At 36.5% G+C, this 14225-nt stretch carries 15 protein-coding genes and 2 pseudogenes; 5 read left to right on the top strand and 12 right to left on the bottom strand.

Annotated elements, in window-relative coordinates; translation table 11 throughout:
- The 4 genes and pseudogenes from AC1DJR_RS12530 to AC1DJR_RS12515 all read right to left on the bottom strand — a co-directional run.
- A partial coding sequence (locus tag AC1DJR_RS12530; RefSeq protein WP_477002728.1) for a PTS transporter subunit EIIC occupies positions 1 to 1229 on the bottom strand: 1229 nt, incomplete at its 3' end.
- Between the two features lie 23 nt (positions 1230 to 1252).
- Positions 1253 to 2137 carry an N-acetylmuramic acid 6-phosphate etherase gene (gene murQ / locus AC1DJR_RS12525; RefSeq protein WP_477002727.1) on the bottom strand — a complete coding sequence of 295 codons (885 nt, stop codon included), beginning with the start codon at positions 2135 to 2137 and terminating at the stop codon, positions 1253 to 1255.
- A gap of 155 nt (positions 2138 to 2292) precedes the next feature.
- Positions 2293 to 2997, bottom strand: a pseudogene (locus tag AC1DJR_RS12520) (MurR/RpiR family transcriptional regulator); the annotation flags it as partial.
- Between the two features lie 192 nt (positions 2998 to 3189).
- Entirely contained in the window at positions 3190 to 4317 is a 1128-nt protein-coding gene (locus AC1DJR_RS12515) for a cation:proton antiporter (RefSeq protein WP_002010790.1), read from the bottom strand.
- A gap of 362 nt (positions 4318 to 4679) precedes the next feature.
- Here AC1DJR_RS12515 and AC1DJR_RS12510 point away from each other — a divergent pair, with 362 nt between their 5' ends.
- Complete coding sequence (locus AC1DJR_RS12510) at positions 4680 to 6083, top strand: amino acid permease (protein WP_429687706.1); 1404 nt, start codon at positions 4680 to 4682, stop codon at positions 6081 to 6083.
- Between the two features lie 132 nt (positions 6084 to 6215).
- Here the strand turns inward: AC1DJR_RS12510 and AC1DJR_RS12505 are convergent, their stop codons facing one another.
- On the bottom strand, positions 6216 to 6419 hold the full coding sequence (locus AC1DJR_RS12505) for a hypothetical protein (RefSeq protein WP_000391506.1): 204 nt from the start codon (positions 6417 to 6419) through the stop codon (positions 6216 to 6218).
- An 80-nt stretch (positions 6420 to 6499) separates the two neighbouring features.
- A pseudogene (locus AC1DJR_RS12500) lies at positions 6500 to 8712 on the bottom strand (LamG-like jellyroll fold domain-containing protein).
- A 353-nt stretch (positions 8713 to 9065) separates the two neighbouring features.
- Between AC1DJR_RS12500 and AC1DJR_RS12495 the strand changes: the two are divergent.
- Positions 9066 to 9491: an S-Ena type endospore appendage gene (locus tag AC1DJR_RS12495; protein WP_002087412.1), complete on the top strand. Its 426-nt coding sequence runs from the start codon at positions 9066 to 9068 to the stop codon at positions 9489 to 9491.
- A gap of 60 nt (positions 9492 to 9551) precedes the next feature.
- Here AC1DJR_RS12495 and AC1DJR_RS12490 read toward each other — a convergent pair whose 3' ends face one another.
- The 6 genes from AC1DJR_RS12490 to AC1DJR_RS12465 form a co-directional block, all read right to left on the bottom strand.
- The gene (locus AC1DJR_RS12490) at positions 9552 to 9896 is read right to left on the bottom strand and encodes a DUF3992 domain-containing protein (RefSeq protein WP_429687704.1); all 345 of its coding nucleotides are present in this window, start codon (positions 9894 to 9896) and stop codon (positions 9552 to 9554) included.
- Positions 9897 to 9916: 20 nt separating this feature from the next.
- Positions 9917 to 10285 (bottom strand): DUF3992 domain-containing protein, encoded by a 369-nt coding sequence (locus tag AC1DJR_RS12485; RefSeq protein WP_002087413.1) that lies wholly within the window; start codon positions 10283 to 10285, stop codon positions 9917 to 9919.
- Between the two features lie 110 nt (positions 10286 to 10395).
- Positions 10396 to 11001, bottom strand: a complete 606-nt coding sequence (locus tag AC1DJR_RS12480) for a DedA family protein (protein WP_429687703.1) — start codon at positions 10999 to 11001, stop codon at positions 10396 to 10398.
- Between the two features lie 11 nt (positions 11002 to 11012).
- A complete protein-coding gene (locus AC1DJR_RS12475; RefSeq protein WP_000733852.1) occupies positions 11013 to 11294 on the bottom strand; it encodes a YkvA family protein in 282 nt (93 codons plus the stop codon).
- Between the two features lie 312 nt (positions 11295 to 11606).
- Entirely contained in the window at positions 11607 to 12386 is a 780-nt protein-coding gene (locus AC1DJR_RS12470) for a DUF2935 domain-containing protein (protein WP_060750015.1), read from the bottom strand.
- Between the two features lie 20 nt (positions 12387 to 12406).
- Positions 12407 to 12772 carry a VOC family protein gene (locus AC1DJR_RS12465; protein WP_341023381.1) on the bottom strand — a complete coding sequence of 122 codons (366 nt, stop codon included), beginning with the start codon at positions 12770 to 12772 and terminating at the stop codon, positions 12407 to 12409.
- A 109-nt stretch (positions 12773 to 12881) separates the two neighbouring features.
- Between AC1DJR_RS12465 and AC1DJR_RS12460 the strand changes: the two genes are divergently transcribed.
- From AC1DJR_RS12460 to cotJC, 3 genes are read left to right on the top strand one after another with little or no spacing between them, the layout of a single operon-like run.
- Complete coding sequence (locus AC1DJR_RS12460; protein WP_002140483.1) at positions 12882 to 13097, top strand: spore coat associated protein CotJA; 216 nt, start codon at positions 12882 to 12884, stop codon at positions 13095 to 13097.
- 8 nt (positions 13098 to 13105) lie between these two features.
- Entirely contained in the window at positions 13106 to 13369 is a 264-nt protein-coding gene (locus AC1DJR_RS12455) for a spore coat protein CotJB (protein ID WP_002140482.1), read from the top strand.
- Between the two features lie 12 nt (positions 13370 to 13381).
- The gene (gene cotJC, locus AC1DJR_RS12450) at positions 13382 to 13951 is read left to right on the top strand and encodes a spore coat protein CotJC (protein ID WP_477002726.1); all 570 of its coding nucleotides are present in this window, start codon (positions 13382 to 13384) and stop codon (positions 13949 to 13951) included.
- Positions 13952 to 14225: the final 274 nt, after the last annotated feature.

Here is a 14225-nt window from a genome sequence, read left to right as displayed (position 1 = left end):
GATACACCTATTCCGAGTGAAGCCGTTTTCATAACAGCTTGGAATGCACCACCGACAGCCGCTCCTAAACAAGCAGTAATAAACGGTTTCCCAAGTGGCAATGTAACCCCGTATAATAGCGGTTCGCCAATTCCTAAAAATCCTACTGGTAATCCACCTTTAATCACATTACGAAGGCGTTTATTTTTTGTTTTCACATAAATCGCAATTGCTGCTCCTACTTGCCCAGCGCCAGCCATTGCTAATACTGGTAATAAAGGCGTTACGTGCGTTTGATTAATAAATTCCATATGAATCGGTGTTAAACCGTGATGTAATCCGACCATTACGAGAGGTAAAAATGTTCCGGCAAGCACAGCTCCAGCAAATGCTCCGCCAACATTTAAAATTGCATTAATACCGCTTGTAATACCATCTGATAAGAAGCCTGCTACTGGCTGAATCGCTAACATCGTTACTATACTTACAGCTAATACAGTAATGAGTGGTGTCACAATAATATCAACTGCATTTGGCACAGCTTTTCGCACTCGTCTCTCAACTACAACCATAAGCCATGCTGCAAAAATAACTGCAAATAATCCGCCCCGTCCAGGTACKAGCGCTTCACCRAATAATTTTACRTTYGCCATCGCYGGRTTGAAAATTAAAATACCWGCAATTGCCCCAAGAACTGGTGTCCCGCCAAAYTCTTTCGCTGTATTCCAACCGACTAAAATTCCTAAGAATGTAAAGATACCGCCGCCAATAAGTAGTAGCATTTGTAGCCACGTTGCATTCGGGTCAGCACCTGCGTTTTTCGCAAAGTTAGCAACACCATTTATAATTCCTGACGCAACAAGCCCCGGAATTAGCGGAATGAAAATACTTCCTATTTTTCTTAAAAAGTTTTTCACTGGTGTATTATTTTTCTTCTTAATCTCTGACTTCATCTCTTGCCCAAGATCTTCAAGGTGGTGATCTGCCACCTCACCAATTCGCAGTCCCGTTAAACCTTCCATCTCAGCTGCTACTTTATTTACTGTCCCTGGTCCAACAACAACTTGAAGCGTCTCATCTTCAATAACGCCCATAACCCCTTCAACCTTTTTCAAAAGGTCCATATTCACTTTACTTTCATCATGAAGCGTTAATCGCAGTCTCGTCATACAATGAGCAATGCCACGAATATTTTTTACTCCCCCAAGTTGCTCTGAAATCTCTTTGGCCATTCTCTCTTCTTTCTTCATAATAGAATCCCCCTCCCCAAAGTTTAAAGTGCTTTCTTCACAAATCCTTTCGCACCTTTTAATTTTTCTAGTGCTTCCCCATATTCACACTGTAGTAATATCATAACGATTGCAGCTTTCACATYTCGATCTGCTTTCTCATAACACTCTGTAGCTACTTCATAACTAGCGCCTGTCGCTTCAACAATAATTCGTTTTGAGCGTTCTACCAATTTTCCATTTGTAGATTGAACATCTACCATTAAGTTTTTATATACTTTCCCTACACCAATCATAGACGCTGTAGAAATCATATTGAGTACTAACTTTTGCGCTGTGCCAGCCTTCAACCGTGTTGAGCCTGTTAATATTTCTGCGCCTGTTTCCACTTCCACATTTAGTTTTGCATATTTACTTATTTCAGCATTTTTATTACAGGAAATACTAGCTGTACTTGCTCCCACGCTACTTGCATATTTCAATCCGCCAATTACATAGGGTGTTCTACCACTTGCTGCAATTCCAATAACCGTATCTTTCTCGTTTAATCCAATACTTTTTAAATCTTCTTTTGCTAACTCTTCACGATCTTCGGCACCTTCCACCGCCTTAGTAAACGCTTTCAATCCACCTGCTATAAATCCTTGAACCATTTTATCATCTGTTCCAAATGTCGGGGGACATTCTACTGCGTCTAAAATGCCTAAACGGCCACTCGTACCAGCCCCAATATAAATTAAACGGCCTTCTTCTTCAAAAGACTTAGTAACAATTTGTACAACCTTTTCAATTTCTTCTATTTCATTTTCAACTGCTAACGCAACAGTTCGATCTTCTTCATTCATACTTTGTAAAACTTCTTTTATACTCATCTCATCTAGATTCATCGTTTTCTCATTACGGTGTTCTGTCGATAAATTCTCTAACATATTGCCACCCTCTTCGAAATTATATTTCACACTTTTATTATAACTTCAAGAAACTAAAAATCAATAACTCTTTCTTATTTTATGAAATAAAATTTCACAACATGACATATTTGTGTCAAAGATAATAAAAAAGATGAGTCTCCCCATCTTTTCTTCTACTTCAATTTCCGTAACCGTAATGCTTCTTCTCTCGTCTCCATAAATCGATCTAATACTTTATTACCAATTCGATTGAAAGTAATCACATATAAAGCATCAATCATATTCAGTTGCGTCATTCTCGAAGCAATACTCGCAATGCGATGGTCCTGCTCTACATCTGGCATACAAAGGCGAATATCTGCCGCTTTATATAAAGGAGATGATTGATCTAGCTTTGTAATCGCAATAACTGTAGCTCCTCGCTTCTTCGCATATTGCGCCATTTCAAGTACATCTTTCGTACGACCAGAAGTTGAAATCGCAACAAATATATCATCTTCTTTTAAATTCGTCACAAGCGGTAACATCATATGAAAATCAGATAGCATCATCGCTGTAAATCCGAGTCGTGTAAATTTATAAGCCCCGTCCATCGCTGGAGTAGCTGAACCACCTACTCCGTAAAATATAACTTTATCCGCATTTACAATACGATCTGCAGCTCTCTCAAGTTCCTTCTTATCTATCGCCGTGACGCTCGCCTCAATTGCAGCTTTATTCACATATGTAACTTTATTAAACAAGTCGTACGGTCCATCTTCCGTATTCATCACTGAAAAATCATTAATATTATAATCAGCAATCGTTAATTCACGAACGAGCGCKATYTTAAATGMTTTAARGCTYCCRATYCCAATCGAYTTACAAAAGCGAACAACACAGTAAATGGTATACATAGTGCAATAAGTATGATTACACCTATAACTTTCCCCTTTGTAATCTTCACACTTCCCTCTCCTTGTCATATCACATACATAGATTTTATCATAATTACAATCCATTCATGCTACATGACCACTGCATTTTGCAATAAAAAAAGAGCTTACCTACATCAGATAAGCCCTTCCTCTCTATACAAAATACTTCTTCAAAAGCGGCGGCGTAATAATTGTCGTCAATATAACAACAATGACAATCGCTGTGAAATTTTCTTTCGCTAACAAATTCGCCGCAAGTCCATTTGCTGCAATGATAAGCGCTACTTCCCCGCGCGACACCATTCCCGCACCAATACTAATAGAAGATTGTAAGTTAAACCCTGTTAATCTTGCTCCTAAACCTGATCCGATTAACTTTGTGAAAATTGCGATGAGCGTCATAATGATAATGAACCAAAGTTGGCTTCCAATACCTTGAAATGTAATTTCCATTCCAATACTTACGAAGAAAACCGGTACGAATATCGCGTAAGCAATCGGTTCAATTTTATGTTCCACTTCATGCTTATACTCTGTTTGCGAAATCGCAATTCCTGCTGCAAATGCCCCAATAATACCTGCGATTCCCATCATTTCACTGTAATACGAAAAAGAGAAACAAATAATAAGTGCAGCACTAATTAACGCTTCTGTTACGCGAAGTGGTACGAGCATTTTCATAATCCACGGAACAACTTTCCAAGCGATGAAAACAATACTTACAAAAAAGATGATTTTCTTTGCAATGACTAGCGTTACATTTACATCTTGTGTGCCTAAAAAACTCATGACAAACGCTAATAAAATAACGACAATTACATCATCAAATACAGCTGCACCTAAAATCGTCGTACTTTCTCTCGTATTCATTTTCCCTAAATCTCTTAGYGTTTGAACAGAAATACTAACCGAWGTGGCACAAAGTAATAACCCTAAAAAGATCGCATGCGACTGTAACATTCCAAAMGCAAGYCCTGCTAAATACCCACCAAGGAATGGGAAAATAATTCCTCCCATCGCTACTGCGAATGCAGATTTTAAATTACGATTTAACTCTTCTAAATCAGTTTCGAGTCCTGCCATAAACATAAGTAGCAAAACACCRATTTCGCTAAGCTCATCAATAAGTTCTGAACTATTAATAATACCTAGCACAGCAGGACCGATAATAATACCAACGATTAATTTACCAAGTACAGAGGGCTGGCCGAGTCTTACGCTAATATCACCAGCTAATTTCGTACAAAGTAAAATGACGACAAGTTCAAAATAAAATAACATAACATCTTCTCCTACTTTATAAAGTGAAACTTTAATCAGTGGGGAATTTCCCCATCCTCACTGATTATTAGTTAAACCAATCGGGCATTTACGGGCAGTTAATGCGGGATAAAGTGAAACTTTAATGAGTGGTTTTGTCACTCTGTTAACCCTCGTCCATTCCTGCAAGTAGTTTCCCCTATTCATTCGCATTTTATTTGTCATATTTTATTTGACAAAATATTCTGAATTATAATAAAATTAATCCAGAAATTTCAAAAAACTACATACCATAACTGTACCTTTATTCACTGACGTACTCTTTTCCAATGGATTCACACTATTCGCAGTTATGGAGATGAAAAACGGGAGGAGAGTCCAAAGTGAAGTCATTATTACGAAAAAAAGCGCTTAGTACTGAATCACCACGACAGCTAGATAGAACATTAACGGCACTCGATTTAACATTTTTAGGAATCGGCGCCGTAATTGGGACAGGGATTTTTGTATTAACAGGTATCGTAGCGGCAAAACATTCTGGCCCTGGTATTATGTTATCATTCCTTATTGCTGCATTTACTTGTGCTTGTGTAGCCTTTTGTTATGCTGAATTCGCGTCTTCTATACCAGTCTCAGGCAGTGTTTACACTTATGCATACATGACTGTCGGAGAAGTTGTCGCCTTTATCGTTGGTTGGTGTTTAATGCTCGAATATTTACTTGCCGTCGCCGCAGTAGCTGTCGGTTGGTCTGGTTATTTACAATCTTTACTACAAGGATTTAACATCCATCTGCCCGCCATAATAGCCTCGGCCCCTGGTACAGGAAAAGGTGGTCTCATTGATTTACCAGCTGTTTGTATTTTACTTCTCATTACTGGGCTTTTAAGTTTTGGTATACGCGAAAGCGCACGCATTAATAATATTATGGTCCTTATCAAATTAGCAGTTATTATCGCCTTTATCGTAGCAGGTGCAAAATATGTAAAGCCTGAAAATTGGACACCGTTCATTCCATTCGGGTACGACGGTATTATTACCGGAGCTGCCACTGTCTTCTTCGCCTTTTTAGGTTTTGATGCAATCGCAACCGCGGCAGAAGAAACGAAAAAACCGCAGCGTGATTTACCAATTGGTATTATCGGTTCCCTTCTTATTTGTACAGTTTTATACATGATCGTATCTTTCGTTTTAACAGGCATGGTTCCTTATACGCAATTAGACGTTTCTGATCCAGTTGCATTTGCACTACATTTCGTTGGTGAAGATACTATTGCGGGGCTACTTGCAGTTGGTGCGATGACAGGAATGACAACCGTTCTTTTAGTCGTTATGTATGGACAAGTTCGTGTTTCTTATGCAATGAGCCGAGACGGCTTACTCCCAAAAGCTTTATCACGCGTAAATAAAAAAGTAAAAATCCCTTTATTAAACACATGGATTACTGGAGTATTTGCAGCTTTATTAGCAGGACTTTTAGACCTACATTTACTAGCRAATTTAGTAAACATCGGTACGTTAACAGCCTTCACATTCGTTTGCTTTGCTGTACTTATTTTACGGAAAACTCATCCTGATTTAAAACGAGGCTTCCGCACACCACTCGTACCTGCAYTACCGGTTGTCGCTATTCTTTGTTGTTTATATTTAATGACTAATTTGTCCAAAACGACATGGATCAGCTTTTCATTTTGGCTTATAGTCGGTTTATGCGTATACTTCTTCTACTCTAGAAAACATAGTCATTTAGCTACTAAAAAAATAAATGATGAGAAAAAAGAAGTATAAAAAAATAGCTCGCCTATGAAACGGCGAGCTATTTTCATGTTCTATTATGTTTTTTCGTTAACGTTTGTAAAATGATAAATATACCGATGCAAGTGAGTACATAACCTGCAACTTTTGCATACTTATCTCCCCTTACTTCGTCTCTTTCTTTTTCTTTCTCCACGCGTTTACACTATCAAAGAAAAAGTTAATAAATAGCGTTCCTAATCCCGCTAATAAAAATGTCATTAAAAATAGAATCCATATACTTTTATCTTTTAATAAATAATATCCTACAAGGAGCACAACGGCGATCCATACATATTCAAGAATTCTTTTTAGCTTTTTCTCTTCCAAATTATTCGCTCCCTTTTTCTATACTACTTTTAGTATAACAAAAAAAAAGCCTATCATGATAAGCTTCTTTTTCTTATACCTTATTTGTTGATGCTTTTTTCAWCAAGTGAAATAGCGTGCTCTAGCGTACGATTCATTGATTCCACATACTCATCTTTTACATTTTTATCTTTTAACACAGCTTCTGCAACTGTGATTTTTTGACTTAATGATTTAACAGAACCGTCTGTTACATTTCCATCTTGCGCTTTCTTTACTAAAGCTTTTGCAGATTCAATATTCACTTGTAATACGTATTTACTTGCTCTAATTTTGTATGAGTAGAAAACTCGTTATATGCCGCTACTACTTCTGAAGAACTTAATGCTTTACTATATAATTTTGCTAATGCAATTTGTCCATTTAACGGAATACCGCCATTTCCGTTGCTATCAGGATCTGCACCAAGTGCGAATGGTACGTTCGGGTGATATACTTTCCCTTGAGCCGGCTGACTATTTACTTTTTTACCATCTACATAAATTGCTACTTCACTGCCGTTATATGTTCCTGTTAAATGATACGTTTTGTTTGCTTCTAATTGAACACCCACACGTTTATAGCTTCCACCAATATGAGCCCATAATTCTACATAGCCACTTCCTGTAGACTCAAAACCAATTCCACCGCTCTCTGTATTTTGCAAAATACCTTGTCCACGAATTTCATTCATTGAAAATACAGTTTCTAACGTAAATGAATTTGCTACTTTTTCTTTTTGTGCTGCTGAAAATGGAAGGTATCCAAATGTATTTGCTTTTCCGTTTAACTTCATAACATTCTTTTTCAATGCTTTATCATATTCAATAGTCACATTGCCCTTAACATCACCTTTTGTACCAAATGATGAACTGTCTTTAAATGTACCATCTGCAAAGTTTACATCAAAAACATCTGCCTTTGGTACTTTCACATTCGGGTCAATATTATCTTTTTTCGTAGTAATTTCTGCCGTTAATGGTTGTACACTTTCATTGCCGAATGAATCAATCGCAACAACTTCAAGTGTATATGTTTTCCCGCCATCTAGTCCTGCAAGTGTAAATRTCAGTTCTTTCGGCACTGGATCTCGATAAAACTCTGAGAATGCTAATAGCTTATTTTTAATCTCACCTGTTTGTTTATCCTTTGCTTGCAAGCGATAAGAATGAACAAGAAGGTTGTCCAATGCTTGCGGGAATGTTACTGTTGCCGCATTTTCCGTTACATTTGATACAGCAAGCTTTGCATCCTTCGCAAAGTATGGCTTTTCTTTATCACGATCTTCTCCATAGTTGAATCCTTCTTTTTTCGTTGGTAATTTAATTTTCCAAGGCTCACCTGTCCAAGAGTTTGTATGGAAATCACGGCGATTAATTGTTACCTCTTTGTCATCTACCTCTACCAATAAACCTTGGCTTAATGTACTAGCTCCTGGCGGGATATTTCCTTGTACTTTACCRCCTTCAACTTCCATATAACTTACAGAAGATGTACCAACTGATGTAAAATCTTTTTGATGAATCGATCTTGGATCATCTAAAGGATAATGTGAATGACCTGAAAACGTAATTACTTGTGGGTATTCTTTTAATACCGCATTAACTTTCGCACTATCTTTCGTTCCCCATTCTTGGCTACCGTACACTGTATCTTTAATATGTTGATGTAAAAATACAAAAATCGGTTTTTCTGGATCATCTTTTTGTGCCTTTGCCATTTCTTCTTTTAACCAATTAATTTGCTTGTCCGAATAATAGCCATGTGTTGTCCCATCCTCTGGAGACATAACAAGGAAATGATACCCTTTTACCACCTTATGATAATAAACCGATTCCATTCCTGTCTTTTCTAAGAAACGCTTCTGTGCTCCCTCTACAGATAAGCCGTTCCAATAATCATGATTACCTAGAGAATTCATTCGTACCGCATCTTTATTTGCATTTTCGTTATACACTTGCATGAAACGATCATATTGCTTTACTGAACCCGAATCAGTAAAATCACCTACAATGACAAACGCATCTTGCTTTGGTGCAAGCGTATTAAATTGCTCAATCGCTCTTTTCCAGCGGAACGTATCATCTGTTCCACTATCTTTAATATGCACATCACTTACAACTGGGAAAACGATTTTCTTCTCACTTGGTGCCTTTTCTTGCTTTTTCTCTTCCGCTTTAACCGACGTACTCCACGGTAATGATACAAATGCCAATACAAACACCATTAATAATCCAATAAGACCTTTTACTTTTCGTAAAGCAGTTCTTTCCACGTGAATCCTCCTCATAATAATTGATTCATTACAAGGGCTATTTTATCTTAAACATATTAATATCGTTTAAATAACAAATGAATTTTATTAGATTTTTGTAAATATACAGTTAATTRGGTGTTAAGTCCAACATTACTCGTACTATTGTATACAACCACCTTTTGTCTAAAAGAGTCTGATCATTCTTTTCCCATGTCTATTCACATATAATCTTTTCTATAACATTAATGATAAGTTAAGCTGTAAGCCTATTAGACAATCTTAWTTTTAAAAATTTTCTTCTTTTCTTAACACATCGGCCATGCTTCTACATTTAATAGTAGTAAAAGACAACTTAAAAAGGAGGGGTTGTATTGAAGAACAAAAAAAATATTGGCTGTTTCGCTCCTTTATCTATCATTTGTCCAGACCCTTGTCCACCGCCCCCTCCTCCAAATCCAAGTTGTGAGCGAGTAACAAATGAATTTGCAGGGAATTTCCTCATAACTAACAACACCATTCCCTCTACCAAAGATGCACTACAATCAATGATACTGTGGCAAAGTGATGGGATACTGCTTATATCAGGTACTGTCTCGGTTTACAATAGTACTAGCAGCACTGAAGCAATTACAATTCAAATCATTGGAGCAGTAACCAATATTTTCACTGTGTTTCCTGGCAATACAATATCTTACACAGGTAAAGATTTAAAATCCGTTAGTATTATTAATATACAAAATAATCCTTCACTATATTTAGAAGGCAAGTACTGTTGCCAATTTACATGTTGCTTATAGAATACCAATTTTATTACTTCCTCAATTTAAAAAAAGCATACCATTTACGGTATGCTTTTTTTATGAAATTGGATAACGTACTGTAATACAAAACTCGCCTTGATTAACAGTTGTTCCTGTCGTAGTAATTCGGACAGTAGTAAAATATCGTACAGTGAAMGTACCACTACTTTGTGGTTGTACAGTAATTGTATCAACTACTGTAGCACCGATTAAAAAATCAACTGTAATGGGATTCGCGCCTACATCATATTTCACATAACCTGAACCATATACTTCTTGTGTAATATTATTCGTATATACAATTTGAGTACCAGCACCTGTAATAGACCAGTCTGTACATACTTGATCTTGCACAAGTGTTTTATTAGAACAACAAGACAAACCGGAACTTCTCATTCCCATTTCGATCCTCTCCTATTCTACTATGAAAGTGGATAACGTGTTGTAATACAAAATTCTCCCTGATACGTTCCACCAGGTGTTGCAGGTAACACAACTTGTATACTAGCAAAGCGGCGATACGTAAAAGCGATACTCGTTCCTGGGTTTAATGTTTGTGTATCAATTGTAGCCCCAGCAGAATCAAGCGCTTCTACAGTAATTGGACCTGGACCAACATCATATTTAACAAAACCAGTACCAACTACATTTTGGTTAATATTATTTGTATAAAGAACATTATCAATTGCTGTTGCAACTACAGTAGCAGACCACGGACTACACACTTTATCTTGCACATAATTTTTATCTGGACAGCAAGTTAATGCTGACCCTGAGCACTCACAAGACATAGTTGTTTCCCCTCTCTCTTTTATATTCCCTATATGTGTATGTCCCTCAGAGTCTTTTGCCTGTACTATTCATCTATTTTCAAAAAATATGCAAATTCCATTACCAATGACTAGATAGATTCCGATCTGTTTCGTTTTTTCATAAATTTATAGATTAAAATACCACCTACAATAATAAGAACGACGGCTAATATCGGTAACATATATTGTCCAACAACACCCGCTGCTTTTTCCCAATGTGGACCTAATTTCATTCCAAAATAAATATATAAAGTCGTTAACGGGAACATTGCTACAAATGTATATATGCTAAATTTCCATATATTCATTTTCGCCATACCACATGGCACAGAAATAAGCGTTCGAACTCCCGGAACGAAGCGTCCAACAAATGCTACAACCGGCCCATATTTCTCAAAGAAATCATCTGCTTTTTGAATTTGTTCTTCTTTAATAAAGAAGTATTTCCCGTATTTTATTAATAGAGGACGACCACCGTAATAACCGAGTGCATATAACGTTAATGGGCCTGTCGTTCCACCGATTGTTCCGGCTAACACAGCTAGCCAAAAATTCATATCCCCCTCGTATACCCAATACCCAACAAGAGGTAAAACTACCTCTGCTGGAATAAATTCAAAAGTTAAAGCTAACACAACTCCAAAATAAGAAAACTGCTTTAAATACTCAATTATATCTAAAATAATTTGCTCCATACTTTTAGCCCCTATCCTACATTTACATTATGCTTTTCTTGCAATTGTACTGGCGCCATCTTTACAATTCGGTTCAAAATGAATAAAACAATTCCAATATCATCTAAAATACCGATAAACGGTAAGAAGTCTGGAATTAAATCGAGTGGCATCGCAACGTAACCAACTAAAAAAGCAACAGATAAGATTTTCTTCTTTATTGAAACCTCTTTTGAAGTGAAAAAGTCAAATAAAAATGGAACAAATCGGCGGACATGAAATACAACTCTTAATCTACTAATAAGTTTTTTCATTTTCTATCTCCTCTCTTTGTATACAAAAAGGACCCTACCAAATATGGTAAGGGTCCTAAAAAGACAATAAGGGGCCTTTACCATTGCTGGTAAAGGTCTCACTAACAACGAAWCGTTGCCAATAAAGCCGAGGGTTTCTCCCTGTAATGACGACTTTACTGTAATAAGTTACTCCCCTTTATATACACAATTTTATACAATCACATTAAGATATTTGGAGGGGCTTGTCAATATTTTTTTCATAATGAAACCTGTTCACATACTTCTATCACTGTTACAATTTGTCTGCTTAATCTTCCCTACAATCTATTTTTAAAGCGGATTACATTTCGGTATCTCTAACCCTGAGGATTGTGCTAACTTCAATAAATAGTAACACTCCTCCCTCGCCATATGATCCGCCATCCTGGCTGATAATGAACTTAATATTTGCTCAGACAACTCTAATTCTTCTACTTCTCGAAGGAAATGCGAGAATAACTTTAGCTCTAGTGAAACGTCTTTTGTAAACTTCTTCAAAGCTGGAAAATGTTTCAGTTCTGCCCGTAAATAGCCTGTCATTTCAACTGCTTTTAAATAAAATTGTTCAAAATGTTTAGCAAACAAATCACTTTTCTCCTTCAATCTTTTTTCCACAACATCTAATCCGCCTGAAATAGAACCAGCATGCCCTGCTGCATCCGTTAACCACGCGAGATGATAGTGTAGTTCATGAAAAACGGGCGGGACTTCTCCCCTCCCTAAGTATTCTAATACTGTTATATATTCCTCCACTTCATTTACCATATGATTAATAAAAGTCGGAGTAAAATGAATCACAATTTTACCTTCCAATTGCTTTTGTATAATATTTAATTTAAATGCTCGAATCTCCTCTGCAGCTTGTTCTGCATCTTTTGAAAATGCAATAAAATTTACAGTATGAATTTCATTTAAAAAGTTCGTGAATTTTTCTACAAAATAGGTGGCTTTCTGTATATCTTCTTTCTCCTGTGGAGCTAAAGCATCTAGTAAAAACTGAGCATGATCCCCAAGAACTTTGAGCCAAAATTTATGTTCAAACAGTGCGCTTTCTTCATACATTCTATCCACACTATCCCCCCTATGGTTACTCATGCCTCTGATGAAATTTGAAGCTTATAGCAATCTGGATCATAAAGAGTAATTACCACCCCATCCGCATGCTGTTCTTCCGCAAAAGATATTTTGTAAAACTGTAATTTTCTCTTTACTTTTTCCATATCAGAAATTGAAAAGGTTATTAATTCACACGAAGAATTAGCAACCTTCTCTCGCTCTCGTAAATTCCGATTTACCACAAAACAAATTCTCGTTAAACCAACGTCATACCAAACACCTGTTACATGTAGTTGAGGTCTCTCCTTGCTTGGTTTAAAGCCTAAAATCCCTTCATAAAAATACAATGTTTCCTTTAAATTTTTTGATTCTAATACGATGCATGTTGTAATGCCTTCCATCCTCAACTCCCCCTGTCTCTATTAGTTTTTTATATGAGTCATAAATGACAATTATGTACGAATACAATACATAGTAATGGATATTTCATTTATAAAGGAGGCGTGTAACATGGATAAATTCATGAAATCCTTCATACCTTATCATGGTCCAAACGATCCTTGTCCTCCAATTGGAAAGAAATATTACTCAACTCCCCCGCACTTATATATGGGTTTTCAACCAACTAATTTACCACAATTCACACCAAAAGAAGCTTTAAGAAAAGGGACTTTATGGCCTGCCTTTTATGATTATTATGAAAATCCTTACAAAAAAGGACGGTGAATAAAGACGTGACACAAACATTGCCTGATGAATATTACAAATGGATTGAAGAACTTCAAGAATTAGACTTTGTATTAGTTGAACTTACTCTCTATTTAGATACGCATCCCGACGATACTGCAGCTATAAATCAATTCAACGATTTTTCTTATAAACGAAGAGTATTAAAACAAAAAATTGAAGAAAAATACGGACCACTTCAGCAGTTTGGAAATAGTTATTCTAACGCTCCCTGGGAATGGAGCAAAGGACCGTGGCCATGGCAAATATGAAGGAGAGAAACTATGTGGATTTATGAAAAAAAATTACAGTATCCTGTTAAGGTGAGTACTTGTAATCCAGCACTCGCAAGATTATTAGTTGAACAGTACGGTGGTGCGGACGGCGAACTAGCTGCTGCTCTGCGCTACTTAAATMAGCGTTATACTATTCCTGATAAAGTCGTTGGCTTACTAACCGATATTGGTACAGAAGAGTTCGCACATTTAGAAATGATTGCTACAATGATTTATAAATTAACAAAAGATGCAACACCTGAACAAATGAAAGCTGCCGGATTAGACGCGCATTATGCGAATCATGATAGCGCCTTGTTTTACCATAATGCAGGTGGTGTTCCTTTTACTGCCACTTACATTCAAGCGAAAGGAGATCCTATCGCAGATTTATACGAGGATATTGCAGCTGAAGAAAAAGCACGAGCGACTTATCAATGGCTAATTGATTTATCAGACGATCCCGATATAAATGATAGCTTACGCTTTTTACGCGAACGAGAAATTGTCCATTCTCAACGTTTCCGAGAGGCTGTAGAAATTTTAAAAGAAGAACGTGATAGGCAAATTTATTTTTAAWACACATATCCTAGCGATATGTGTTTTTTTACGTTAAAAGTRAAATYCTTCCTGCATTAACATATAAATAGTATATTTATTCAATTTTACGCATTATTTTAAAATATTTTTAAAATTCCCTCTTGCTTTCTAGTCATCAGACCTTTAAAATAATAACAGTTAATCGACAAATTATTTGAATTTTCGACAAAAAAACGCTCATTAGGAGGCTTTTCTTTATATGCGTACAACTTTAAAACCAGCGCAAATACTTTCGATTAGTTTATTACTATTC

Source organism: Bacillus sp. 05T31 (assembly GCF_056396725.1).
This window is presented reverse-complemented; position numbering and strand designations above follow the sequence as displayed.

What these genes read in the sequence shown, in the direction of transcription:
- AC1DJR_RS12485 (WP_002087413.1), bottom strand. Translation starts at nt 10,285, where the DNA reads ATGTCTTGTGAGTGCTCAGGGTCAGCATTAACTTGCTGTCCAGATAAA.
- AC1DJR_RS12460 (WP_002140483.1), top strand. Translation starts at nt 12,882, where the DNA reads ATGGATAAATTCATGAAATCCTTCATACCTTATCATGGTCCAAACGAT.
- AC1DJR_RS12480 (WP_429687703.1), bottom strand. Translation starts at nt 11,001, where the DNA reads ATGGAGCAAATTATTTTAGATATAATTGAGTATTTAAAGCAGTTTTCT.
- AC1DJR_RS12475 (WP_000733852.1), bottom strand. Translation starts at nt 11,294, where the DNA reads ATGAAAAAACTTATTAGTAGATTAAGAGTTGTATTTCATGTCCGCCGA.
- AC1DJR_RS12465 (WP_341023381.1), bottom strand. Translation starts at nt 12,772, where the DNA reads ATGGAAGGCATTACAACATGCATCGTATTAGAATCAAAAAATTTAAAG.